Raw genomic sequence first — 24,175 nt, forward strand, 5'->3', positions numbered from 1 at the left:
GGAGGCAAACATGGCGGCCGTCGAGACACTGGACAATCCGCCGCGCAACGATCTTGCAGATCACCCTCGCGTCGCACCCGACGGCGAACCCCGCGACTATGTCGGACCTGTTAACGCGCTGGTCACCTGGCGTTCGGTGGCGCGCGCCAGCCTGATAGCGGTCGCGGCATTTTCGCTTGTTGTGAATCTGCTGATGCTCACGCTGCCGATCTACCTGTTCCAGATATCCGATCGCGTGCTGACGAGCCGCAGTCTCGAGACCCTGCTAATGCTCTCGGCTCTCGCGCTGGCGTTCATCGGCATCCTCTCGATCGTCGACATTCTGCGTCGGCAGGTGCTGGGGCGTCTTGCGACCAAGATGGAGGCGGTGCTCGGCGGCGCGGTGCTGGCGAGTAGCATCAATAGCGCCAGGGCCGGCGAGGGCGGGACCATTCAGGCGATCCGTAGTCTTCATCAGGTGCGGGGCTTCATCTCGAGCCCTATCATGCTTCTGCTGATGGACGCGCCGCTCTCGCCCCTCTACTTCGGAGTCATTTTCCTCGTTCACCGCCATCTCGGCTGGATCGCAGTCATATCGGGCTTGGCTCTTGCGGTGATTGCGCTGATCAACCAGAAAGCGACCTCGGAACGTTTGAGCGAGGCAGCCCTGCACGCCGCAGAGGCCGATGCGGCTGCGGAGTCGCTGGCCCGAAATTCGCAAGTGATCAACGCCATGGGAATGCTGAACGAAAGCATTCTGCATTGGGGCCAGCGGCAGGCTCCGGCGCTGACGGTGCAGAGCCAGGCTCTTGACCGGAATTTCTGGATTAGCGGTGCGTCGAAGTTCGTCCGGCTCGTAGCCCAGATTACGATCCTCGGCACTGGTGCGTATCTGGCCCTCCACGCCGAGATCACCGGGGGCATGATGATCGCAGCTTCGATCATTGCCGGACGCGCCCTGCAGCCGCTCGAGGGTTTGATCGAGGGATGGCGCAGCTGCGTGCAGGCGCGATCGGCGTACGCGCGCGTCAAGCAGGCGGTCGAGTCATTTCAGCGCGAGACGCCCAAGCTGCGCTTGCCCAAACCGCAAGGGCGCCTGAGCGTTGATCGGGTCTTATATCTGCCGCCCGGCTCGAAGGAGCCGGTGCTCAATGGCATATCGCTTGACCTGGCGCCCGGAGAATCTTTGGCCATTGTCGGACCGTCCGGATCGGGCAAGTCGACTCTCGCGCGCATTCTGGTGGGCTGTCTGGTGCCGACCGCCGGCAAGGTCAGGCTGGACGGAACGGAGCTGCGCAACTGGGATCGCCGCCAGTTCGGGGAATATAGCGGCTACTTGCCTCAGGAGGTCGAGCTGTTTCCCGGCACCATCAAGCAGAACATCTGCCGCATGCGCGACGACCTTCCTGATGCGAGTATTTATGAGGCGGCGATGTTGTCGGGCATCCACGATATGGTCTGCCAGCTGCCGCAAGGATACGAGACCGTGCTCGACCGCGGCGGCGGGCCACTCTCAGGAGGGCAGAAGCAGCGCATCGCGCTCGCCCGGGCTTTCTTCGGTAGTCCGTCCCTTGTCGTGCTCGATGAGCCCAATTCGAATCTCGATGCGGCCGGCGAGCAGGCTCTGACCGAGACCCTGCAGCGCGCCAAGAGGCGAGGGGTGACTGCAGTGGTCGTAACCTTGCGCCCGGCGCTGCTGAACAATGTGGATAAAGTGCTCATTCTGCGGGCCGGGCGCGCGGAAGCATTCGGATCTCCGAGTGACGTGTTGCATCGCCTGGTTCGGACGCCAGGCGGGGCGGGCGGAGATAAGTCGGAGCAGCCACAACGCAATGGAATCCTCGGGCCAATGACCAGTGCGGGAGGATAGCATGAGGGCGGACGACCGCATCGGCGAATGGTATCGCGGCGTTCCGTTGAGCGCCAAGTGGCCCATCTTCACCGGCCTTGCCATCCTGGTAGTTTGGCTCGGGTGTTTCGGTCTTTGGGCCGCAGTCGCTCCACTGAACAGTGCGGTCGTCGCCTCGGGTACGTTCGTGGCAACCGGACAAAACAAGCTCGTCCAGCACTTCGAGGGCGGTATCATCCGCGAGATTGCGGTCAATGACGGTGATATCGTCGAGGCGAACCAGGTCCTCGTTCGCATGGATGACACGGCTGCCAACGCCAAGCTGAGGCGATTGGTTTTGAAAAAGTATCGACTCCTCGCTATGAAGGCGCGTCTTGAAGCTGAAATGAGCTCTTCGGACCATATCGAAACTCCGGTCGCATTCAGCGAGAGCGCACGCGATCCGGAAATCAAAGCGATTCTCGAACGGCAACGTGCCGAACTCTGGGCACGCCGAGCTAGTCGGATGACCGAGGAAAGCGTTCTTGTGAAGCAAATCGCTGGGCTGGAGGAAAGCATTCGCGGATATCAGGCGCAAGTACAGTCCACCAAAGAGCGCATTGCCTTGTTCGCCGAAGAGCTGAAGGACAAGAACGCGCTCCTTGGTCAGCAGTTGGTCCGCAAGTCAGATGTGCTGGCGCTGCGACGCTCCGAGGCAGGCCTCGGGGGCGAGCTCGGCGAGTATCTCGGCCGCATCGCCGATGCGAAGGAGCGGATTGCTCAGGCGAATGAAAGAATAGTGCAGCTCCATGCGACGGCGCTCCGCGATGCGACCAAGGAGCTGCGCGAGACCGAGGCGGATCTGGACGACGTCGAGGAGCAGATCCGCGCCGCGCAGGACGTGGTCGACCGGATCGATGTTCGTTCGCCAGTCCGGGGCATCGTGGTAAAGAAGAACTTTCACACGCCGGGCGGCGTCGTCTCTCCCGGCGCCGTGATCCTTGAGCTTCTACCGATTGGCGACGAGCGCATCATCGAAGCCCATGTGAATCCCAAGGACATTTCGCACGTGAGCATTGGCCAAGAGGCGCTGGTGCGGCTGTCCGCGCTCAACCAGCGCATCACGCCCATGGTCGCGGCGAGCGTCATCTACGTGTCGGCGGATGCCTTGGCGGCAGAGCAAGTACAGGTGAAGACCGAAACCCGCTCCGACGGTGACACGCGTCGGGAGTTCTATGTCGTTCGGGTGCGTTTGGACCAAGACGATATTCTCAGGCGCATGCCTGAATTCATCCCGACGCCCGGGATGCCCGCCGACGTCTACATCAAGACCGGAGAGCGCACCTTTTTCGAGTACATCATGAAGCCGGTCCTCGACAGCTTCTCCCGCGCTTTCCGCGAAACCTGAAATGGACGAGCAGCGGCGGCATATCAGCGCGCTCATGACGTCACCGTCCGTGCTGTGTGTTGGCGCTAACCAGGAACGGAGGGGTCGCGCGTGAGGGTCACAGCAAGAAAAATCAACAATTTAGAAGATATTCACCGCGTTCGGGACGCAGGCGCCGGCTTAGTCAGATCGCAACTTGCACCGAATCGGTATCGGTGGTTGCGCCTCCCTAATCATCCCCCAGAGCTGACATTTTCAATGTCTTAATTCGCTCCCCTCCGCGAGCGCGACCACGAATTTCCGCGATCGAGGCGACCGGCGCGCGTGACGATCGCACGAGCACGTCAATCCGCGGATGCATCCCCGTTGGTCCAGGCGCATCGCCGCCACCTCCGCCTTATCAGCAAGGACATCCCAATGCGCGAGGAAGAAATCCGGGTCGGCACTGCGAAACACAACGACCTTAACATCCGCATCGATTTTCATGGCAGAGAGCAGATCCTGCAGCTCGCCAATCGTATCTGGATCGATCAGGTTTATGAGCGGATTGTTCACAGTCCTTTAATAGACGGTCGGTCGATCGTGATCTGGGGCATGGACAACTCCATTTGTCTAAGAGATGACTTCGTCCGCGCCTGCAAGCAGGTTTGCCGATACTTCGATTCCGGCCGCGGCGGCCGTATTGAGGTTGATGACGATTTCGAAGGTTGCCGGTTGAACGAGGATAGTCATGCCCCTAGGACGCGCTGGCGAGGCCGTACAGCGGCTTTGGTGCTTGGCCGGTTTGAGCTGGCGTGGAAAGGGCCAAGGCCCTATATCAGCATCGTTCTCTACAACACCTGGGCACGAACCTGAGCCACGCCACGATCCGTAATCCCTAAGCTGTGCGCGGCGGCCAATGATAGGTCTAGAATGCGACCCCGGACCCATGGCCCGCGGTCATTGACGGTGACAATGACGCTTCGATTGCCGTGAGTGACGCGTAACTTGGTGCCGAACGGCAGGTGGCGGTGCGCCGCGGTCATTAGATTTCGATCAAACGATGAACCGCTCGCTGTCCTGCCTTTGGCATACGAATAGTAGGAAGCCTTTCCGGAAAAGACCCGCTTGAAAGATTGAGCTGGATTATCGTTCGAGGGCTCTTGCGCCGGTTGCGCTTGCTGTGTCGTCGGAGGTTGCGATTGCGGCTCATCCTTCTTTGTCTGATCAAGTCCGTCAGGGGTTGGCTCCGCGTGAGCCTTTGGGATGATGGACCACCTGTCATCGAAGGACTGCGCCACAGCAGGATTCGCATGAATCGCCATCCACGCCGGCATTGTTGCAATCGCGATCATTCCGCAAAGAAGTCGCATGGTCGGCCTCACGCACAAATGACACTGATGGACAATGCAAACTCATTCGCCCGCGTTCCTGCGCACGCATTCACGTGCATAACAAAGGTGAATTCGTACCGATGGTGAACGTGATGATGTTCCGGAGATGTTTAGGAGCGGCGCAGCAAACGGCTAATTTGCTCCAGGCATGGCTGCCGCCCCGGCCCACCGGCGCTCAGCATTTGCCGATATCATTCGCGAGCGCGTGACGACAACAGATCAAAAGGGCGCGGTCGTCGAGGCTGCGGCCATATTCAATCGGAACGGGGGAGCTGCGCTGCAACGACCGCGAAGCTTTCGGCTCATGTCGGTCCGATTGGGCCCGCCTCGGTCAGGTCCCGTGGATCGCCGCCCACAGCGCGCTTCATGACCCTACTGACCGCCCCATCCGTGTCACGCGGAAGCCGCCGCCCGCCCCGCGACGGTGATGCGATACTCGATATCTCCGGATGGAAGCGGTTCGGTTTCCACGAGACCCAGCTCCACGAGCCGCGCCACGATTTCGTGGTCGAACGTCGGCTGGCTGACCCAGGATTCGCCGAGGAGCTTCCTCAGAAAATCGCGCTCCAGATCGGTCAGCTCCATGCTCTAACTCCGCTCGTCGTCCGGCACATTGCGGCGCGTCAGCCGATCCGACCGCTACATCCCTGGGAAATCAGCATTTCACCGCGGATTGTGCCGGGAACGGAGGCATCGTCCCACCGTTGATTTCCGAAGACAACATCCAGGAGGTCAACATGGCGACGATGGAAGATCGCGAGACGTTCAGCCTGATCGGCAGCGACAAGGTGGAGGGCACGAACGTGTACGGGGCCGATAGGGAAAAGGTCGGCTACATCGAGCGCGTCATGATCGACAAGGTCAGCGGCAAGGTTTCGTACGCGGTGCTCAGCTTCGGCGGGCTGCTCGGGATCGGCGACGATCACTATCCGCTGCCCTGGCAAGCGCTGAAATACGACACCAACCTCGGCGGCTACATCACCGGCATCACGCAGGACCAGCTCCGCGGCGCCCCCAAATACGCCGACGAGAGCAGTTGGAATTGGAGCGATCCCGCGACCACCCGGTCCGTGAATGCCTATTACGGTGTGCCGGTGGCTTGAGGCCGCACCACGCGCCTGGCTGCCCGACGGCGAAGCTCGCTCTTCTGCCCGACCGCGGGCCAACCAACGCAACCGCCGCACGCCCGACGACCCGGCTTGATCGCCGAGGAGACTTGAAAGTGAGTGATGCCGTTCGAGTTTTAGTGGTGGAGGATGAAGCTCTCATCGCCAGCTTCGTCGAGGACGCCTTGTCCGACGGCGGTTTCGAGGCCTGCTCGGTTCATTCGGGGGAGGAGGCCATGTCCACTTTTTGCGATGGCCGCGAGGGATGTCGAGTCCTGCTGACGGACGTCAACCTGGGTGGTGGCCTCAGCGGCTGGGAGCTGGCGCGGCAGATCAGGGAAATCCCGCCTGGCTTTCCTGTGGTCTGCATGACGAGCGCCAGCGCGCCTGACTGGCAACCGCAGGGCGTCGACGGCAGCGTCCTGATTCAGAAACCCTTTGCGCCGGCGCAATTGGCTGCCGCCGTCTCGCAGCTGCTCGGTGGCGCGACATCGCGGGTTTAACTGGCCAATCGTCTTGAAACCGCTCTTCACAGGGTGAAAGCAGGCGCAGGTGTCAGGCTTCGCCGGATCCGGAGAAGAGCACCGTCGGAGGAGTTGCGCGCGGCGGTGGCGATGGCCGCCCGTAGCTTGAGCCCGGTTTACCCTTGAGCTCGTACCTCTGAGCCAGATCGAGAAGCCGCCGCCTAGTGAACGGGTCGGCCTTCTCCGCCAGATCGCGCGCCCACTGCGCGAAGCCGCTGTAGAACTCTTCCATGACGCCACCCCACAACATCACCGAATGCCGATCTTCGATGGTAGATGAGGCTCACGTCAAGAGATCGCTTGGGCCCGCCCGGCAAAGGGCACTACGCTGACCGAGGCGGGGGAAGCCAAATGTCGCTGCAGCGTCCAATCCGGAAGCCTTGCCCGCACTGTGGGCGGGCGATGAAGCTGGTGCTCGACCAGGGCGCCAGAGGCGGAGAGCGCTACGCCTGCTCCGATTGCCGCGTAGTCGACCTACGATCTTGGTGGGAACACGAATTCGCTGACGCGCTGGCGCATGGCTTATGCGTTTGCATCGAGACGCTGCTGCACAGCCTCGAGCAGATGCTCAGGCGTCCACGGGTCAGCTGGCTTAGATCGGACGGTCCGGCCCCAAAGGATGGCTCATCGATCCACGGCGTCCCGCGCGTCAGCGCGTTTATCCACGCGTCCGGATGTTGAGAGACGACCGCACGCGCGCGGTTGTGCGCGCGCTCCAGAGCTACCTGCGATTCCCGCGAGTTCTCGATTAGGTCGAGGTCGGGGATTCTGCGTCCCCGAGGTGAAAGCATAGCTTCGCCTTGCGGCGGCAAAACCATGCTCTCGGCATAGCGGATCCGACGCAACCTCGATTGAGGGAGGCCGGGGTCATGCGGTCGGCCTTTACACGCGCTTGTTGACGCGGAATCACCGCCGTGCCGAATCCGCGGCAGGCGGTTGTCTGTGGGTCGCAAGCAATACGTTGCCCACTCCTGCGGGCCGACGTGCCTTAGCTTGACGTCGTTAAACCCACTTGTGTTGTTGGCCGCTGCGCGAGACGTTGGCGGTCTCGCGATTGCCCTTCGCGGCTGTTTCAAGTCCGGTCCTGTATTCCGGAGCATGTCCCCTATAAGCGGGGCTGGCTATGGCTTCCCCCAATCGACCGATTGGTTAGTGAGGAGGTCCTCCAGTCAGGTGATAGATGTTTGAGTTGGCTGGACCGCCACCACCAGCGATCATGCTGACGTGGCCCATGGCGACCAGGGTGCGCACCGCGCGCTCGCACGAGCCTCGGGACAAGCCTGTGGCCGACGTGATCGAGCGGAATGACGGGCTCGCGAAGCCCGTTCGCATGTCGAAGTTGTCTCGGAGAAGATGGCGGCGTTACGAGTCAGACTGCGATCGGCGAGAACGCGGAAGATCCGGGGATTGAGCCGCGCATTGGCGGCTGTCTTTTTCTGCGCCTGATCGGTGCGTCCCCCTTGATCGAGGGGGAGCGTGTCGCTATGTTTGGGATACACGGTTATGGTCCTTCTCGATTGGCATTGGGTGGTCCTTCGTGTCCCACTTGGCGGTGGGTGTTGGTGACAGACTTCAATTTGAAACCCTCGACACTTCGCAGGTGTCGGGGGTTTTCGATTCTCAGGTATGTATCCGGCGTCGCGTTTTCAAATCGTCGCTCGCTTCGGTCTTGCGCGTCGTCTTCACGTAGACGCTGCGCGATGAGATCAGGAACGGCGACCAGATCCACGAGTCGATTGTCTTGCGCATCTGGCGTAGGTTGATCCGCTCGGTGATCTTTTCCTCGATCGTGACGCTGTACTCGTCACCGTCGAGCGCCAGCTCACCGCTGATGAAGCCGGCGCGCAACCGCTCCTCCTCGGCTTCCAATGCCTTGATCTCCTCGCGTAGCGCGTGGAGCCGATCCGCTGGCCTGATCTGGTTTGCAATTGGCCCGTTAACCCCTTGATCGATCTGGGGCGATATAGGGTCCGGTTTGCAGGATTCGTGAGTGTTTTCCGAGTGCCGGGTTAGACTACGAATCTGAGGGTCGGACGTTCGAATCGTTCCGGGCGCGCCATTTCGGTACAACACTGGGCACTCCAAAACTTGCCGTTTTTGCGCTCGAAGCAGCGACGAGCGTGCGTAGGAGCGCGCTTTTCGACCCCATGATGCGAACTTCTTTCGCGTCCACTTCGACGCGCTGAGCCAGTGGCCGCGCTGTTCGGCGGCTTCCACGACGCGGTAGCCGATCGGCGGTAGCGCGCCATTCCAGAAGCCTTGCCGCGCATTCTCCTTCATCGCCCGCAGCGTGTGCTTGGCGTTCTCCTTGGACTGGTATTCGTCGAACAGCGCCATGATCTGGCGGATCATGTTGCTCATCGGATCATCGCCGAGCTCCTGGGTGATCGACACCAGACGGACGCCGTTCTTGGCCAGCCGGCGGACGTAAAACTCAAGCTGGAACTGGTCGCGGAAGAAGCGGCTGAAGCTGTGGACCAGGATCACGCACGCACCCAGACAGCACGCACACGAATGCCGAAGCGATGAAAATTGCTCGTAGCATAGTTTCCTTAGCCGAATAGAAGGCGTCGATGCAGTGATGGAATGAAGTCGGACGGTCAACCAAAACGGGAATCCCTTTGATCGCATATCTTGCGGACGATACCGTCGCCTCTTGGCCCATCACGCCGTTGCCGGGATCAATCGTAAGGGCCGCTGTCGAAGGGTAACCGGACCAGCCGCGAGATCGGGAAGACCGCCGCCTGTGAGCAGGATCGGAGATCATCGCAGATTGTGAGGTCGGAGCGCTTGGTCTGCATCATAGCGCCACGGCAAAGCAATAGTGCCCATCTTCATCGGCCGTGGCGCGCCATTTCACCGCCTGCGCGGCGGCAGCAACGTTTCCGCTGATAGTCCCATTCAAATGTCAAAGAGCCTAAGCGGGCGCAGCACGTCGCGTTCTCGCGACGGGAATCTACCCGAGTTGCGCTTGCTTGCATCGCCTTCCCCAAGAGGAGGGCGCAGGGAATGCCGGGTGCAGGCCGCACCCATGGCCCGCTTGCAACAAAGAAAGCGCAGGTGGCAGTCACCACAGGTTCAGCCGGAACGACCGGCATTCCCTGCGGGATGGTTTACGGCTTTGACGTGGTCTCCCTGGAGTGCCGGGCTTGTTAGCCTCCGTCGCTCTCGCGAACGTCTCGCCAACGGAAACGCTGAAAGGTAGATTTCAGAAATTTTCAGAACGTTCCCGTCGCTTTGTCTGGACGTCCCCCCGTCCGAATGAGACGTAGAGGCTGCCGCGGCAGCCTCGAATCTTCGGCTGCCCGGCGCGCGGGGCTGTGCGAGGGGCGTGATGTCGCGGATTGTGAAGCATAAAAAGAGTGCGTTGCGAGCCGCCTTGCTGGCCTCGACGGCCCTGGCGGCGATGCTGCCGGCCACGGGGCCGGCGCGTGCACAGAACGCGACCTGGCTGCTCAACCCGGCCAACGGCGACTTCAACACCGCCGCCAACTGGGTCCCCGCGACGGTGCCGACCGGCACCGCCGTCTTCGGCGCCTCCAACAGGACCCTGCTGACGTTCTCGGCCGACACCTCGGTTGGCGGCTGGACGTTCAACGCGGGCGCGTCGAACTATCGCTTCTTCACCGGCCGTCTTCTCCTTTTCCAGGGCGCCGGCATAGACATTCAGGGCGGCAGCGCCGCCATCACCAATACCGGCGAACTGCGTTTCACCAACACCGCCACCGCCGGCAGTGTCGCCATCACCAATAACAGCGCCCTGAATTTTTTTGACACCAGCACAGCCGGCAACGCCGCCATCACCAACAACGGCGGCCTAACTTTTTTTGACGCCACCACCGCCGGCAGCGCCACCATTACCAATGGCAGCTTCGCCAGTCTGTTTTTTGCGGCATCAACCACCGCCGGCAGCGCTGTTATCACCAATACCAATAGCGGCACTGTGCAGTTCCTGGACAACAGTACGGCCGGCAACGCCGTTATCACCAATAGCGGCACTGTGCAGTTCCTAGACAACAGTACGGCCGGCAACGCTGCCATCACCGATACCGCTTCCGGCAGCGTGGATTTCACCGCCTCGACCGGGCCCAACAACGATCACAAGCTCAGCGCCGGCTCGCTCGACGGCAGCGGCACCTTCAGCCTCGGACGAAACGAACTGACGGTCGGCGGCAACAATCGCTCGACCAACGTCACCGGCGTCATCAACGACGGCGGCCTTGGCGGCTCGCTGGTGAAGGCCGGCACCGGCACCATGATCCTGTCGGGTATCAACACCTACACCGGGGGCACGACCGTCTCCGCCGGCACGCTGCAGATCGGCAATGGCGGCACCACCGGTTCGATCGTCGGCAATGTCGCCGACAACGGCACGCTCGCCTTCAACCGGTCGGACGCTGTGAGCTTCGGCGGCGTGATCTCCGGCACCGGCGCGTTGCAGCAGAGTGGCACGGGCACGCTGACGCTATCGGGCGTCAACACCTATACCGGGGCCACTACGGTCAACAGCGGAACGTTGCGCGCTGGATCCGCGGATGCGTTCGGGGCCAGCAGCACGTTCGCCATCGCCGCCGGCTCGTTCCTGGATCTGAATGGTTTCAATAGGACGTTCGGTTCCTTGAGCGGCGCCGGTACCGTTACCGGCGCCAACAGCACGATCAGCGGGACGTTCGCGCCGGGCAACGGCACGCCGGGCTCGTCCATGGCAATGGTCGGCAACCTCGCGTTCCAGTCCGTCGCGCAATACCTGGTGCGGATCAATCCGGCGACGGCGAGCTTCGCCAACGTCACCGGCACGGCGACACTGGGCGGCGCGACGGTCAATGCGGCATTCGCCCCGGGCAGTTATGTCGCCAGGCAATACACCATTTTGACGGCCGGCAGCGTCAGCGGCACGTTCAACACCGTGGCCAACACCAACCTGCCGTCGAACTTACACACCACGTTGAGTTACGACGCCGGCAACGTCTTTCTGAACCTGGCGTTGAGCTTCGCGATCGCGTCGGGCCTCCAGGGCAACCAGACGAAGGTCGGCAACGCGCTGACCAATTTCTTCAACACGACCGGCGGCATCCCCATGACGTTCGCGGCGCTGACGCCGGGACAATTGACGCAGGCCTCCGGCGAGGGTGCAACGGGTTCGCAGCAGACCACGTTCGGCGCGATGAACCAGTTCATGGGCATCATGACCGATCCGTTCGTCGCCGGGCGCGGCGACGCCGTCGGCGCGCCTCCGCTTGCTTATGCCGAAGAGCATTCGGTCGCGAACGCCTATGCGATGTTCACCAAGGCGCCGCTCGCCAACCATGACGATCCGCGCTGGAACGTCTGGGCGGCGGGCTTTGGTGGATCGCAGAGCACGGATGGCAACAATGCGCTGGGATCCAACGCCACCACGAGCCGTCTGGTCGGGACCGCCGCCGGCGCCGATTACTGGGTTTCGCCACGGACGCTCGCCGGCTTCGCGCTGGCCGGCGGCGGCACCAGCTTCAGCGTGACGGGTGGCGGCAGCGGCCGCTCCGACCTGTTCCAGGCCGGCGCCTTCGTCCGCCACACGGTCGGCGCGGCCTATCTCTCGGGCGCGCTGGCCTATGGCTGGCAGGATGTCACCACCGATCGCACGGTGACGATTGCCGGCGTCGACCGGTTGCGCGCGCAGTTCAACGCCACCGCCTTCTCCGGCCGTGCCGAAGGCGGCTACCGCTACGTGACGCCGTGGATCGGCGGCGTCGGCCTCACGCCTTACGCTGCCGCGCAGTTCACGACCTTCGATCTGCCCGCTTACGCCGAACGGGCCGTCTCCGGCGCCAATACCTTCGCGCTGGCCTACGGCGCGCAGAGCGTCACCGACACCCGCGGCGAGCTCGGCCTGCGCGCCGATAAATCCTACGCGATGCCGAACGCCGTCCTCACCTTGCGGGGGCGGGCCGCATGGGCCCACGACTTCAATCCGGACCGCGCCATCGGCGCCACCTTCCAGACGCTGCCCGGCGCGAGCTTCGTCGTCAACGGCGCGGCCCAGGCCGCCAATTCCGCGCTCACCACCGCCTCCGCCGAAATGGAATGGATCAACGGCTGGTCGGTGGCGGCAACCTTCGAAGGCGAGTTCTCCAACCTCACCCGCAGCTATGCCGGCAAGGGCGCCGTTCGCTATCAGTGGTGAGAGATCCAGAAACTATAATGTAATTTCAAATACAAACGAGTTCGCAGTTTTATTCTGAATGGCGCGCCATTTCATTCTCCGTACATGCGCCATAGGCGCATTCCATTGTCCTCCCCTCCACCATGCGCGCCGGCCTCATCGTTCTGACCGTGTTCGTCTGTGCAAACTTTGCGCAGGCTGCGGGAAGCCGGGCGCGCCTAGCTGCTGCGCTTGCGATCTTTGTCGCCGAACTTGCTGCCGAAAAGACGCTCGGTCCGTGCCTCATCGACGGCGATGCATGGATGGAATATGCGGTTCCCGTCGGCCTCGCACGAAAATACCTCCGCCTGAGGGCGCACGAGGACGTTGCCCCCGTGCCGCCGCCCCCGCCGATCGCTACGCTTGACCCGGACGGCGCGCGACGCGAAGTCTTTTGCAGCAAACAGGAAAGTCGCGCACGTCGCGACGCGGCGGTCGCCACGCTTCGGCCGGGAGAGCGGACCGTCCACCTGACCCTCGGCTATGCATTCCCGGTATTCGATGCCGCGGTCCACACGGCGATTGTGATCGTCGGGCGCGACGTCAACACATGGCATCGCGGCGATGGCGGCTCCGACCCGCGGTCGTCAGGGGAAATGTTTGGCATCGCGCATGTCTACAGGAAGCGCGGCGACCGCTGGGATCTCATCGTCGACGAGGAGGTCTATTCGGGACTTTATTGACCAGGAAATGCTGACGACGCTCTTCGAGTTTTGCGCACTGTACCTGGGCACCAATACGCAATACGCGCCAGCCGGCGGGCATGGTTCCCTCTGGTATTGTTTAGGACCTTTGGGGCGCGGCGAGCGTTAAGTCGATGGTACCGGGGCAGGACCGCGAACCCCGGAGTTCGGATCATGAGCACGATCCCTGCGGACCTCGAAAGAAAGTTCGAACAACGGTGGGCCGCCAGATTGGCGCGACCCGTTCCACCGGCCCCGTTTGTGCGCCCCGCCTGTCCGAGGTGCAAGGCCCAGATGATGCTCGTCAGCATCGAGCCAGAAAGCCCAAGCGTGGACTTGCACATGTTTCGATGCGCTGTCTGCAATCACGAACTTACGATCTTCGCAGCGCATGAAGATCCAATGCATTCCAAGGCCCTTGGCCGCTGGCTTCAAGGCGATTTGCACCTACGGAAGTAACCCACGCTGCAAGTCGTGGCCGAAGGCGAGATGCCGCGGCTGCCAGAGGGTTTCAGGGGTGAGCTCGACAAGAACGGTTGGTCGACTTGCACGAAGCGGCGATGTCCTCAATGCATCCGCCGCTCTGACTGGTCTTCACCAACCCGCCGGCCGGGTATGGCATGACCATGTCCGATGACTGGACCAAACGAGCGACGAACATCCTTCGAGAACTTCATGCTGCTGAGGCAGAGTTAATCGGCAGGGGTATTATCCTGACCGACGGTAAGGCGGGGACGGTTGATCACGTCTTCCTTGACGAGGTGCACGGGCTCCGGATCTCGATCGGTGGCCACGACGGCAAGTGGCCGATTTCGACTGTGAAGCTTCTAGACTCCGGTTCCACCGGATAGCGCAGGCAGTCGATCCCGGGATTGACCAAGAAGGCCGCTGTCGAGGGGTAACCTAACCGGACCACCCTGCGAAACAGGGGAGACAGCCGGCGATGACGAGCAGCGGAAGGATCGTAGGCCGTCGCGGCTGGAGCGAGTAGTCGGCCATCGCATCACAGCGCTACGGCGAAGTAATAGTGCGCATCTTCATCGGCCGTGGCGCGCCATTTCCGCTTCGCTTGCGATGCCGCCAATCAATGGTGGCCTTTGCTGCGCTTCCCGTGGCTTACGGGATCCTTGCGGCGACGTTGGGCCGGTTCTGTTTGAGCCAGGCAACGGCCTCGGGTCCATCGACGACGCACTCGAAGGTTTCCCAGGTCGGGTCCTCCAGGGATTCCGATTGCAGTCGCTTCACCGCATATTCGACGAGGTCGTGCAGGCCTTCGTATCCCCGTCGGTGCTCGAGGGACTCTGCAATCGCCGTGCTGGTCCATCCTCGTTGGGCCAAATCGACGATGCTCGGAGGATCAGCCTCGCTGAACCACGGCGTGGCATCGAACTCGATGCAGCGGACATTGTCGGCGGTATGGCAAGTGGCGTGGATCATTGGATTCCTCCGTCCTGCGCTAAAGCATGATCCGGAAAAGTGCGTAGCGGTTTTCCGAAAAGATCATGCTCAAACAACAACCTAAAGCGCGATGATGATTCATCTTCATGCCATCGCGCTCTAGCATTGCACGTCTCGCACGCCCTCAGGCTTTGACCAGGTCCCCCAGCAGGTTCGCCGCCACCATCAGCTTGGCGAGCGTCAGGCCGCCGGCGGCAATCTCTTCGACCGCACGGCGGATGCGCGTCGCCTCGGGATGAGCTGCAAGCCAGGTCTCCGCAGCCTGCTGACCGGATTGGCCGATCGTCAGCATGTCTGCGGCCAGGCGTCTTTCGGCAGCCGCGATCAGGTCGACGGCGCGGTCGATGGCGAGGCGTTCGAAATGATCGCCTGCCGGCACGTTGCGCGCAGCGGCGGTGATGCGGTCGAGACGGAAATTGGCCTCGGCGGCAAAGAACGTCGCGGCGGCATCACCGATGCTACGGCCGGTGCGCTCGGCGACCGTCACGATATCAGGCGCCGAGACCAGGGCATCGAGATCGGCGAGCTCGCCGGCAAGGCCGGCCGGGACGCCAGCTTCGGTGAGATCCTGCCGACGCTTGCTGCGCACGGCCTGCATGTCCGGTGGCAAGGAATTGTCGAGGGAGGCTCTGATCTCCCGGATACCCGGGCCGAAACGCGCGATCACTGCCTCCAGGCCATCCCCAAAATCGACATTGCGCACGTACCAGACCATGCGGGAGAGCAGGAGATCCTGGATCGCCGCGTAGAGGCTGAGCTGCAACTGTCCGTCGATGAGGGTGTCGAGCGCGTCGATCGCGTCATTGAGTCGCCTGAGCTCGTAGATCGCGTCCACCGCCACCTGGGCCATGACGATGGTCGAGATATCGGCGTCGGTCTCGTCGGTCAGGCGCACGATGCAGGCCGGGCCCCCGCGGTTGATCACGGCATTGACGAGACTGGTCGCGATGATCTCGCGTCGGAGTCGATGGAGCTCGACCGCGGCCGGGAATTTGTCGAGAACCTCGCGCGGAAAATACAGCGACAGTCTGCGGGCGAGATAAGGATCGTCAGGCACGCCGGTTTCGAGCAGGTCACTGTAGAGCGTCAGCTTGGCGTAGGCGAGCAGCACGGCGAGCTCGGGCCGTGTCAGGGACTGTCCGCGCCTGGTGCGTTCGGCGATCGCGGCGTCGTCAGGCAGGAATTCGACGGCGCGGCTGAGCAGGCTGCGTTGCTCGAGCGACTGCATCAGGCGCGTGAGGAAGCCGGTCTCGGCCATGCCCTTGCGTTCGGCGAGCGAGAGCGCCAGCGTCTGCAGATAGTTGTTGCGCAGGACCAGCTCACCGACTTCGCCGGTCATCGCGGCAAGCAGCGTGTTGCGGTCAGCCGGGCTGAGGCGTCCCTCGCGCTCGGGGCGCGCCAATGCGATCTTGATGTTGACCTCGACGTCGGACGTATTCACGCCGGCCGAATTGTCGATCGCGTCGGTGTTGAGCTTGACGCCCTTCTGCGCCGCTTCGATGCGCCCGCGCTGGGTGACGCCGAGATTGGCGCCTTCGCCGATCACCCTGGCGCGAACGTCGCTCCCGCTGATGCGGATCGGATCGTTGGCGCGGTCGCCGGCCTGATCGTCGCTCTCCGCCGACGACCGGACATAGGTGCCGATGCCGCCGAACCACAAGAGGTCCGCGCGCGCCTTCAGGATCGCCGTCATCACCTCGAAGGGCGTGGCCTGCTCCTTGTCGAGATCGAGCAGGGCGCGCACTTCGCCCGCGAGCGGGATCGCCTTGAGCGAGCGCGAGAACACGCCGCCGCCCTGCGAGATCAGCGATTTGTTGTAGTCCTGCCAGCTCGATCGCGGCAGGTCGAACAGGCGCTTGCGTTCGGTGAAGCTGATCGCCGGGTCGGGGGAGGGATCGATGAAGATGTCGCGGTGATCGAACGCGGCAACGAGCTTCGTCGCCGGCGAGAGCAGCATGCCGTTGCCGAAGACGTCGCCGGACATGTCGCCGACGCCGACCACGGTGAAAGGCATGGTCTGAATGTCGGTGCCGAGCTCGCGGAAGTGGCGCTTGACCGCCTCCCAGGCGCCGCGCGCCGTGATCCCCATCTTCTTGTGGTCGTAGCCCTGGCTGCCGCCGGAGGCGAAGGCATCGCCGAGCCAATGGTTCTTCTCGGCCGAGATCGCGTTGGCGACGTCGGAGAAGGTGGCGGTGCCCTTGTCGGCGGCGACGACCAGATAGGGATCGTCGCCGTCATGCCGCACGGTCAAGTCGGGCGGCACCACGATGTCGCCGTCGAGATTGTCGGTGAGTTCGAGCAGCGAGCGCACGAAGATGCGATAGGCTTCGGTGCCCTCCGCGAGCCACGCCTCGCGATCGGAGGGCGGCGGCAGGCGCTTGGGCACGAAGCCGCCCTTGGCGCCGACCGGCACGATCACGGCGTTCTTGACTTGCTGCGCTTTCACGAGGCCGAGGATCTCGGTGCGGAAATCCTGCGGCCGGTCGGACCAGCGCAAGCCGCCGCGCGCAACCTTGCCGAAGCGCAGGTGAATGCCTTCGACGCGCGGTGAATAGACGAAAATCTCGTAGAGCGGTCGGGGAGGGGGCAGATCCTCGATCTTGCGCGCGTCGAACTTGAAGGAGATCACCGGGCGCGGATGTCCGTCCGCGCCGACCTGCCACAAATTGGTGCGGATGGTCGACTGCACCAGATTGGTGAAACGGCGCAGGATGCGGTCTTCATCGAGCGAGGCGACGGATTTGAGCTGCTCCTCGATCTCGGCAAGGAGAGTTATCTCGCGCGCCGAACGCTCGCGATCGGTCAGGACGAGGCGCGGATCGCGGCGGGCCTGGAACAGCGCGACGAGGTTGGCCGTGATCGCGGCGTTCTTGCGCAAGGTCTCCCACATATAGTCCTGGGTGAACGGTGCGCGGATCTGGTGCAAGTAGCGCGACAGCGCCCGGATGGTCGAGACTTCCCGCCAGCCCAGAGCCGTTCGCAGGATCAAGGCATTGTACCCGTCGGATTCGGCGCGATCGGTGACCACCGCCATGATCGAGGCCTCCAGGCGGTGGCTGAAGTCCCTGCTGATCTCGATCGGCTGGCCGTCGCTGGTCTCGATCGTCATGTCGTGCAGCCAGACCGGCTCGGGCCTGTTGCCGGGCACGATCTGATAGGTGCGTTCGTTGACCACGCGCAGGCCGTGATTTTCGATCACCGGCACGCGGTAGGACAGCGACAGCGGCGCGGCATCCGAAAACACCTTCAGGCCGAAGCGCCTGGGATCGTCCTCCTCGAAGCGGTGAACCGAAATCGTCACCGGGCGGGCTGGCGTGAGCCTCTCGACGGTGGCGATATCGGCGATCGCCTGTTCCGCCGTGGAAGCCTCGGTATAGCCGCCGCTGAAGGCTTGGGCGTAGCGATTTGCGAGCATGCGCGCCCGCATGCCGTCGGTCGATGCAGTCAGCGCGGCCTTCAGCTTGTCGGCCCAGGTCGCGGCAATGGCGCTGATCCCGGCTTCCAGCGTAGCGCGCTCGACGGCGGGGGTCTTACCTTCATAGCGTCCGATGATGTAGTGGACGCGCGCCAATGCTCCTTCGGGGAAGGACACGTAGGAGGCCGACAGTGTCCCCTTGTAGCGCTGCGACAGGAAGGCGCCGACGCGCATGCGCACGTCGGTGTCGTATTTGTCGCGCGGAATGAACACGAGGATGGAAACGAAGCGGTCGAACTTGTCGACCCGCGCCAGCGCCCGGACGCGGGGGCGCTCATAGAGGATCAGGATCTCCATGACGAAATCGAAGAGGGTGTCGACGTCGATCTGGAACAGCTCGTCGCGCGGATATTCCTCGAGAATATGCTGGAGAGCCTTGCCGGAATGGCTGTTCGGGTCGAAGCCGGCGCGCTGGAGCACCCGCGATACCTTGTGGCGAACATAGGGGATCTGTCGTGCCGAGCGCGTATAGGCACCCGAGGTGAACAGGCCGACGACCCGCAATTCGCCCTCGAGCCGGCCGTCGGGCGTATAGAGCTTGATGCCGACATAATCCATCCGGATGCGGCGATGAACGCGGCTGCTCACATTGGCCTTGATGACGATGAGCAAGGTCGGCTCGCGCATGAACTCGCGAATCTCCGACGTCATCACCACCATTTCGCTGCCGCGGCGCAGGACCTTAACATCGGGATCGCGGAGGATGCCGAGGCCCTCGGCCGTCGTGATGTCGTCCGACGCATCGCGGCCGGGCAGGAAGCGATATTCGCGCACGCCGAGAAAGGTGAAATTGTCCGCGCACAGCCATTGCAGGAACTGGTTGGCCTCGGCGACCTCGTCGATCGGCAGCGGTGGCGGATTGGACGAGAACGTCTTGATCGCATCCTCGACGCGGTCGCGCATGGCGCGCCAGTCCGTGACGCAGGCGCGCACGTCGCTCAGCGTCCTGGTGAGGCCGTCAATCAGCCTCTCGCGGTCCGCGTCGGCGTCCAGGCGGGTGATGTGGAGGTGAATCAGGCTCTCTCGCGCGCCCTTTGCCCCTTCCGGCAGTGTCTCGCCGTAGAAGCGCAGGAGCTTGCCTTCGTCATCGCGCTCCACCGCGATGATGGGGTGAGCGACGAGGGCGACTTCGATGCCCTGCTCGGTGAGCTCCGCCATGGTGGAATCGAACAGGAAGGGCATGTTGTCGTTGAGGATTTCGAGCACGGAGATCTCGCGCCCGTCCGGCATCAGCGGATTGACGATGCGGATATCGGCACGCCCCGCCGTGCGCCGCTGCACATGCTCCCAGGCTTGCTCGGCCAGGAAGGCAAGCGAGGAGGCATCGTGACTGGCGAGATCCTCGACATTGGTGAAGGCGAACAGAAGCTCGGCAAAGCTTGGTGGGGCCTTGCCCGGCTGCACGCTTCCGGCTGCTTCGCGGATCAGAGTTGCCCGGGCCTTGTCGTCGCGCCATGCCATAGCGTCCTCCATGTCCCAGCCGACGAACCGCAATGACGGTCGGGCGTTGTTCTTGGAGTGCGCCTCTTCGAGCGCATCTTCTTGACCGCGTTTCAATCGCCTCGGCGAAATCTTCGGTCTTGCGGCTTCGACGATATTAGCATTCCGCAGCCGTTATGGCGCGCGGAGTTGTGAGGCGCTTGGGGCGGAAAATCGGTGCCAACGACCATCGCGTCATTTGGTGCTCTGCAAAATGACGAGGAATTTCATTGTGTATGAGTTCGTGATTGTATTCTGAAGGACGCGCCCGTTTCAGTCCAAAACCGGGCACTCCAGAACCTGCCGTTTCTGCGCCGGACGAGATCGTCGCACGGCTGCTCACTATTCGTAACCGCGGCCGGAACGCTTGCTCGGCTACAGCATCATGGCGCCGCGGCGAACCCGTAGTGCCCATCTTTATGGGCCGTGGTGCGTCACTTAGACTAGGTACTCGCCAGAGACGCCTGGACATGTCGGTGAATCCGGAGATGACCCATGAAACTCGCGCATGACGGCATCCAGCTGTCCTTCGACGTCGCCGGGGCAGGACCGCTTCAATTCCTGTTCGTCCATGGCCTGGGCGGGGATCGCACGCATTTTGCGCCGCAGATGGAATATTTCGCCCGTCAAGGTCGGGCGTTGAATGCCGAGCTGCGGGGACATGGTGAGAGCGACAAGCCGCAACAGGCGTATTCGATCGAAGGCTTCGCCGATGATCTCGTCTTTCTGTGCAACCGACAGCAGATCACAAAGCCGGTCATCGTGGGTCAAAGCATGGGTGGCAACATGGCGCTTGAAATCGCCGCCCGCTATCCGGACTTTCCTGCGGGCCTGGTGCTGCTCGATTCAGGGGTGCTGTTCCCAGCCTCGGCAGGGACGGTGTTCGCCGGATATCTGGAAGGCTTGAAGGGCGCCAATTTTGCGGACGAGGCGCGGAAGATCGTGGCGGACTCCTGTCTGCCGACCGACAGATGCCGCGCCCATGTCGAACAGACTTTTCTGGCGACGCCGCAGCATGTGCTGGTATCCACGTTTACAAGTCTGTTCCCCTGGGATGTGCATCGGGCGCGTGAGTGCGTGCAGGCGTGCCGGGTCCCGGTGCTCTACATCGAAGCGGCCCACCGGCTCGCGGATCTGGATCGCTTTGCGGCGCTGTGCCCGCAACTGGTCACGGCCAAAGCCGTCGGCTCCGGGCATTTCCTGTCGCTGGAAGTGCCGGAGCAGATCAACCCGATGATCGACCGGTTTATCTCGCTCTACGTGCGAAGAGCTGGGTAAGCTTCGTCGCGGCGGGATAGCCGTGCGCGGGTCGGCGAGATTCATCATAGAGTCACGGCGAACCAATAGTGCCCGCCTTCATTGGCCGTGACGCGCCATTTGCGGTAGTAAGTACTCCCATGCCTCTTATCAATCGTCTGTTCTCCCGCCTCGTTCTGCTCCTTGCATTCGCAGCCGTCCTGGTGCTTCCCGCGCGCGCGGCCGAAACCTGCCCGTTCATCAGCGCCAAGGAGCTTGCCGGCGCGATGCCGGCGCTCAAATGGTCATTGATCTCAAATCAGGACGGCCGCGGCTGCATCTACCAGGCCGGGCACGGCGACACGATGATGCTGAGCGTGTTCCGCAATCCCGACAAGGACCGCGCCAGGGAATTGTACGCGACCTTCGTCAAGACGCTCGGCGAGCGCATGCCGCTCAACGCAGTCGCGGGGATCGGCGACGAAGGCCAGCGCGGGACCAGCGCCGCCGGCGCAGAGCGCCAGGAGGCCTCGGTCGTCGCCGTGTCCGGCGATACCATTCTGCAGATCACCGTCTATCCGATCGGCCGGCGTGCCGACGATGCGCTGCTCGGACCGCTCACCGAAACAGCGCGCCTCGCCATCGTCAACGTGAGCAAGAGCAGTGAGCGGTTCGGCGATTGCGAGTGGCTCATGGCCGCCGATGCCGACGGCTTTCTGGACAAGAGCACGCTGACGGTACAGCGGACCGGCGCGGGCAGCTGCATGATGTTCGATCGCGAGGCCAACACCATGACCGCCGCGGTGATCGCGACCTCGCGCGATACCGCCGTCAGCATGATGAAACGCGCGGGCCCCTGCAAGCACGTGGCGATACCCGAGCTCGGCAGTGAAGCGTTCGGCGAGCATTCCTGCACCAAGGGCAACGGCAACGCCGTCAACATCTACGTCTGGAGGAACGGCAGGCAGGCTTCGATCCTGTTCGCGCCGGTCAAGCCGCATCCCGAGTCCGGCTCGGTCGAGCGCCTGAAGGCGGTCGCCGCGCGAGTCTATGGAAAACTGTAACGGCGCCGCGCGACTTGGCCGGCGCGTGCGCTTGTAGCTTGCCCTTTTCGATCTTCCGCACCCGAGCCATTGGCTGTCTCCCCGCACCAACTACGCAAAAAGTTCGCCACCAACCGCGAGTGCGATCGGCATTCACCAGGCGAGATCCATGTGCTCCTTTGCGTTCAGCGTCGGGTGTCCTCCGCGCGGCATCGGCAGCACTCCGTAGCGGATCGTAACGCTGAGGCCGGTCAGTCCGAGATGATCGCCGCTACCTCGATCTCGACCCGGGCCGAAGCCGGCGTGAGGGCGCTGACCTGGACGAGCGTGCTCGCCGGGCGTACGGTATCAAAGGCTTCAGAGTGGGCGCGCGCCACAGGCTCAGTGTCCGCCATGTCGATCACATACACCACGGTACGGACGACATGCTGCATACCGGCGCCAGCCTGGGCCAATGCGTCGGCGATCAATGCCAGTGCGGCCCTGGCTTGCAGGTAGGCATCGCCGTCGAGGTGCGGCGGACGAGCTGTTGTGCCGGAGACAAAGACCTGGTTTCCGACGCGGACGGCTCGGGAGTAGCCATAGGCATCTTCAAACGCATACCCCGATGAGATATTTTGCCTCGCCAACGATGCGCTCCTGTGGGTTCCGGGCTGCTACGCCGAACTATCATCGCTGCCCTTTTCCGACGAAAACCGCAAGTGACGTTGCAAGTCCGTGCAGGTTCTACTTTTGGGGAGACGAATTGGCACGGCTGACTTCCGGCGGTGGATAAGTCGAAGCGAACAAGCAATCACGCATCCACGGCTGATCGGTCATCCTTGGTTGAATATCCGGGTCGTATCTCCAGAGACCGCCCGCGCGCGGGGCCGGCAACTCGTTGGATGGCTTCGGGTCCGCGTTCCAGTGAGCAAAGGCCTTGGCTTCGGCGTCGTCGTCAGGCTCGGGACATTGTTCGCTCGTCTCGGCATAGCCGGTGGAGCAACTCGCCACGGGCCGAGGCTCGCCGTTTCTCAGGACGCTGACGAGCCGGTATTCCGTCGTGTGACCGCTGGCCCATTCCGTTGCGACGCTGCAAACTCGGCCGTTATGCTGGCGATGCGCAGCGCCCAGGCAGACGTAACTCCAATTGCCATAGGGTGGGGGCGAGAAGAAGCACGAGGAAGTCTGGTAGCCAGCGAACGAACCGCCGCTGTCTTTCGCCGCGATTTTTCGCTGTTCCTCCATCGCGCGGATCGGCTTGGCTGTTCGGAGGAAGTTGAGCCGGTCGCGCGTCATTGCCAGCAGAACCTTGCGGTCGTCGGTTCGGTCGTTTTCCGCCGCTCCAAATCGGTCAGCACCATGCGAACGCACCTCCAACCATCGCCGCTGGCTGCGGATCAGCGCCTCGTGGAAATTCGGGTCCGTGGTGTCGCGCAAGAGTTTGGAATATGCGGTGCTCATCGCCTCGTCGGCCTTCTTCAGCTCCGGGGTGGCACAGAATAGCTTTTCGACCGGCAGGGATGCCTTCCCGCAGTCAAGCGCATGCACGGGACAAAGGTTGGCAACGACGAGAACGCCCAAAACCAGAAAAAAAGACAGTTTCATGGTGATCACCAGAGAAGATTCGCCCGCGCGCACCATCAGCCGACGGTGCTGTGATCGGTCGGTTCGAGTGCTGAACCGCTGGCCAACACCCGCATCCACTCGCTCGGAGTGATACCCAGCATGCGGCGGAAAGCCGTCGTCATGTGGGCGTGGCTTGAGAATCCGGTCGCGGCCGCAACCTCTGCGAGGTTTGTGCGGGTACCGTGGCGTGTGGCAGCTTCGATCAGCGAGCGGGCTCGTGCGATCCGCCGCTCCATCAGCGCCGCATGCAGCGTCGTGCCAGTTGCTGCCCGGAACGTGCGTGCGAGATAGCATTCCGAGAGGCCGGTGTCGCTTGCAAGGTCCACGAGGCGGATATCTTCGGCGAGTCGAGCCTCGAAATGGTCGAGAATTCGCTTCAAGCGTCGAGAAGTCATGCAACGTTCGGGTTGGGCTCTCTGCGCGCCGGCGGCGAACAGCACCGAGATCCGTTCGACCGTAGCAGCGACTAAGGTTTCCATCGCCAAACGTGGCGCTACCGCGCCAAGCACGGTGGCTCGCCGCAAGCCAGTGGCCAACGGAGTGAAGAGGGGATCAGCCACGTTGGTAAACTGTTGTAGGTGACTGGTCGCAATCCCCGGTGCAAGTCGTGCAAATGTCTCCGGCGCAACGCTCAACACCAAGTACTCTCCGCCCCTGTCCGAGGCCGAAAAAACGTCGCAGCCTGCCGGCGTGAAGGCGAGCCGCCAAGGCTCCGCGTCAAAGGGGCGCCGCCGCGCGCCACCGAAGGCGTCGACACCCCGCTGCCGCTCGAACGTGAACCCAATCACGTGGCGAGTGGGCACGTAGCTCACCTG

The 24,175-nt window shown here is 62.8% G+C and carries 18 protein-coding genes and 2 pseudogenes; 10 read left to right on the forward strand and 10 right to left on the reverse strand.

Going from position 1 to position 24,175, the window contains the following annotated elements:
- Positions 1-10: 10 nt before the first annotated feature.
- From AAFG16_RS03190 to AAFG16_RS03200, 3 genes are all read left to right on the forward strand, one after another.
- Entirely contained in the window at positions 11-1,849 is a 1,839-nt protein-coding gene (locus AAFG16_RS03190) for a type I secretion system permease/ATPase (protein WP_342737227.1), read from the forward strand.
- A gap of 1 nt (position 1,850) precedes the next feature.
- Positions 1,851-3,215: an HlyD family type I secretion periplasmic adaptor subunit gene (locus AAFG16_RS03195; protein WP_342737229.1), complete on the forward strand. Its 1,365-nt coding sequence runs from the start codon at positions 1,851-1,853 to the stop codon at positions 3,213-3,215.
- Positions 3,216-3,611: 396 nt separating this feature from the next.
- Positions 3,612-4,049: a hypothetical protein gene (locus tag AAFG16_RS03200; RefSeq protein WP_342737231.1), complete on the forward strand. Its 438-nt coding sequence runs from the start codon at positions 3,612-3,614 to the stop codon at positions 4,047-4,049.
- Here the strand turns inward: AAFG16_RS03200 and AAFG16_RS03205 are convergent.
- Together AAFG16_RS03205 and AAFG16_RS03210 are read right to left on the reverse strand one after the other, a co-directional pair.
- Positions 4,025-4,300, reverse strand: a pseudogene (locus AAFG16_RS03205) (septal ring lytic transglycosylase RlpA family protein); the annotation flags it as partial. The gene AAFG16_RS03200 and the pseudogene AAFG16_RS03205 overlap by 25 nt on opposite strands.
- 660 nt (positions 4,301-4,960) lie before the next feature.
- The gene (locus AAFG16_RS03210) at positions 4,961-5,152 is read right to left on the reverse strand and encodes a hypothetical protein (RefSeq protein ID WP_342737233.1); all 192 of its coding nucleotides are present in this window, start codon (positions 5,150-5,152) and stop codon (positions 4,961-4,963) included.
- Between the two features lie 152 nt (positions 5,153-5,304).
- On the opposite strand from AAFG16_RS03210, the gene AAFG16_RS03215 reads away from it, so the two are divergent.
- Positions 5,305-5,670, forward strand: coding sequence for a PRC-barrel domain-containing protein (locus AAFG16_RS03215; protein WP_342737235.1), 366 nt, complete (start codon positions 5,305-5,307; stop codon positions 5,668-5,670).
- Between the two features lie 119 nt (positions 5,671-5,789).
- Complete coding sequence (locus AAFG16_RS03220; protein WP_342737237.1) at positions 5,790-6,176, forward strand: response regulator; 387 nt, start codon at positions 5,790-5,792, stop codon at positions 6,174-6,176.
- 52 nt (positions 6,177-6,228) lie between these two features.
- Here the strand turns inward: AAFG16_RS03220 and AAFG16_RS03225 are convergent, their stop codons facing one another.
- From AAFG16_RS03225 to AAFG16_RS03235, 3 genes and pseudogenes are all read right to left on the reverse strand, one after another.
- Positions 6,229-6,429, reverse strand: coding sequence for a hypothetical protein (locus AAFG16_RS03225; protein WP_342737239.1), 201 nt, complete (start codon positions 6,427-6,429; stop codon positions 6,229-6,231).
- 1,388 nt (positions 6,430-7,817) lie between these two features.
- Complete coding sequence (locus tag AAFG16_RS03230; RefSeq protein ID WP_342737241.1) at positions 7,818-8,045, reverse strand: hypothetical protein; 228 nt, start codon at positions 8,043-8,045, stop codon at positions 7,818-7,820.
- Between the two features lie 319 nt (positions 8,046-8,364).
- Positions 8,365-8,684, reverse strand: a pseudogene (locus AAFG16_RS03235) (recombinase family protein); the annotation flags it as partial.
- Positions 8,685-9,576: 892 nt separating this feature from the next.
- Here AAFG16_RS03235 and AAFG16_RS03240 point away from each other — a divergent pair.
- The 3 genes from AAFG16_RS03240 (at position 9,577) to AAFG16_RS03250 (ending at position 13,912) form a co-directional block, all read left to right on the forward strand.
- Positions 9,577-12,360 carry an autotransporter domain-containing protein gene (locus AAFG16_RS03240; protein WP_342737243.1) on the forward strand — a complete coding sequence of 928 codons (2,784 nt, stop codon included), beginning with the start codon at positions 9,577-9,579 and terminating at the stop codon, positions 12,358-12,360.
- Positions 12,361-12,482: 122 nt separating this feature from the next.
- Entirely contained in the window at positions 12,483-13,061 is a 579-nt protein-coding gene (locus AAFG16_RS03245) for a hypothetical protein (protein ID WP_342737245.1), read from the forward strand.
- Between the two features lie 620 nt (positions 13,062-13,681).
- Positions 13,682-13,912, forward strand: coding sequence for a PRC-barrel domain containing protein (locus tag AAFG16_RS03250; protein ID WP_342737247.1), 231 nt, complete (start codon positions 13,682-13,684; stop codon positions 13,910-13,912).
- A gap of 265 nt (positions 13,913-14,177) precedes the next feature.
- On the opposite strand, the gene AAFG16_RS03255 is transcribed toward AAFG16_RS03250, so the two are convergent.
- Both AAFG16_RS03255 and AAFG16_RS03260 read right to left on the reverse strand, forming a co-directional pair.
- Complete coding sequence (locus AAFG16_RS03255) at positions 14,178-14,498, reverse strand: hypothetical protein (protein ID WP_283083463.1); 321 nt, start codon at positions 14,496-14,498, stop codon at positions 14,178-14,180.
- 145 nt (positions 14,499-14,643) lie between these two features.
- The gene (locus tag AAFG16_RS03260; protein WP_342740843.1) at positions 14,644-19,467 is read right to left on the reverse strand and encodes an NAD-glutamate dehydrogenase; all 4,824 of its coding nucleotides are present in this window, start codon (positions 19,465-19,467) and stop codon (positions 14,644-14,646) included.
- 501 nt (positions 19,468-19,968) lie between these two features.
- Between AAFG16_RS03260 and AAFG16_RS03265 the strand changes: the two genes are divergently transcribed.
- Together AAFG16_RS03265 and AAFG16_RS03270 are read left to right on the forward strand one after the other, a co-directional pair.
- On the forward strand, positions 19,969-20,751 hold the full coding sequence (locus AAFG16_RS03265; protein WP_342737249.1) for an alpha/beta hydrolase: 783 nt from the start codon (positions 19,969-19,971) through the stop codon (positions 20,749-20,751).
- A gap of 119 nt (positions 20,752-20,870) precedes the next feature.
- Positions 20,871-21,773 (forward strand): hypothetical protein, encoded by a 903-nt coding sequence (locus AAFG16_RS03270; protein ID WP_342737251.1) that lies wholly within the window; start codon positions 20,871-20,873, stop codon positions 21,771-21,773.
- 230 nt (positions 21,774-22,003) lie between these two features.
- Here AAFG16_RS03270 and AAFG16_RS03275 read toward each other — a convergent pair whose 3' ends face one another.
- The 3 genes from AAFG16_RS03275 to AAFG16_RS03285 all read right to left on the reverse strand — a co-directional run bounded on the left by AAFG16_RS03275 (position 22,004) and on the right by AAFG16_RS03285 (position 24,163).
- On the reverse strand, positions 22,004-22,381 hold the full coding sequence (locus AAFG16_RS03275) for a Rid family hydrolase (RefSeq protein ID WP_342737253.1): 378 nt from the start codon (positions 22,379-22,381) through the stop codon (positions 22,004-22,006).
- A gap of 97 nt (positions 22,382-22,478) precedes the next feature.
- Positions 22,479-23,375, reverse strand: a complete 897-nt coding sequence (locus AAFG16_RS03280; protein ID WP_342737255.1) for a lysozyme inhibitor LprI family protein — start codon at positions 23,373-23,375, stop codon at positions 22,479-22,481.
- On the reverse strand, positions 23,375-24,163 hold the full coding sequence (locus AAFG16_RS03285) for an AraC family transcriptional regulator (RefSeq protein ID WP_342737257.1): 789 nt from the start codon (positions 24,161-24,163) through the stop codon (positions 23,375-23,377). The genes AAFG16_RS03280 and AAFG16_RS03285 overlap by 1 nt, the downstream gene beginning before the upstream one ends.
- Positions 24,164-24,175: the final 12 nt, after the last annotated feature.

This window comes from Bradyrhizobium sp. B117 (assembly GCF_038969555.1).
In the GTDB taxonomy this organism is placed as follows: domain Bacteria; phylum Pseudomonadota; class Alphaproteobacteria; order Rhizobiales; family Xanthobacteraceae; genus Bradyrhizobium.

What these genes read in the sequence shown, in the direction of transcription:
- AAFG16_RS03190 (WP_342737227.1), top strand. Translation starts at nt 11, where the DNA reads ATGGCGGCCGTCGAGACACTGGACAATCCGCCGCGCAACGATCTTGCA.
- AAFG16_RS03195 (WP_342737229.1), top strand. Translation starts at nt 1,851, where the DNA reads ATGAGGGCGGACGACCGCATCGGCGAATGGTATCGCGGCGTTCCGTTG.
- AAFG16_RS03200 (WP_342737231.1), top strand. Translation starts at nt 3,612, where the DNA reads ATGCGCGAGGAAGAAATCCGGGTCGGCACTGCGAAACACAACGACCTT.
- AAFG16_RS03210 (WP_342737233.1), bottom strand. Translation starts at nt 5,152, where the DNA reads ATGGAGCTGACCGATCTGGAGCGCGATTTTCTGAGGAAGCTCCTCGGC.
- AAFG16_RS03215 (WP_342737235.1), top strand. Translation starts at nt 5,305, where the DNA reads ATGGCGACGATGGAAGATCGCGAGACGTTCAGCCTGATCGGCAGCGAC.
- AAFG16_RS03225 (WP_342737239.1), bottom strand. Translation starts at nt 6,429, where the DNA reads ATGGAAGAGTTCTACAGCGGCTTCGCGCAGTGGGCGCGCGATCTGGCG.
- AAFG16_RS03245 (WP_342737245.1), top strand. Translation starts at nt 12,483, where the DNA reads ATGCGCGCCGGCCTCATCGTTCTGACCGTGTTCGTCTGTGCAAACTTT.
- AAFG16_RS03250 (WP_342737247.1), top strand. Translation starts at nt 13,682, where the DNA reads ATGACCATGTCCGATGACTGGACCAAACGAGCGACGAACATCCTTCGA.
- AAFG16_RS03255 (WP_283083463.1), bottom strand. Translation starts at nt 14,498, where the DNA reads ATGATCCACGCCACTTGCCATACCGCCGACAATGTCCGCTGCATCGAG.
- AAFG16_RS03260 (WP_342740843.1), bottom strand. Translation starts at nt 19,467, where the DNA reads ATGGAGGACGCTATGGCATGGCGCGACGACAAGGCCCGGGCAACTCTG.
- AAFG16_RS03265 (WP_342737249.1), top strand. Translation starts at nt 19,969, where the DNA reads ATGAAACTCGCGCATGACGGCATCCAGCTGTCCTTCGACGTCGCCGGG.
- AAFG16_RS03270 (WP_342737251.1), top strand. Translation starts at nt 20,871, where the DNA reads ATGCCTCTTATCAATCGTCTGTTCTCCCGCCTCGTTCTGCTCCTTGCA.
- AAFG16_RS03280 (WP_342737255.1), bottom strand. Translation starts at nt 23,375, where the DNA reads ATGGTGCGCGCGGGCGAATCTTCTCTGGTGATCACCATGAAACTGTCT.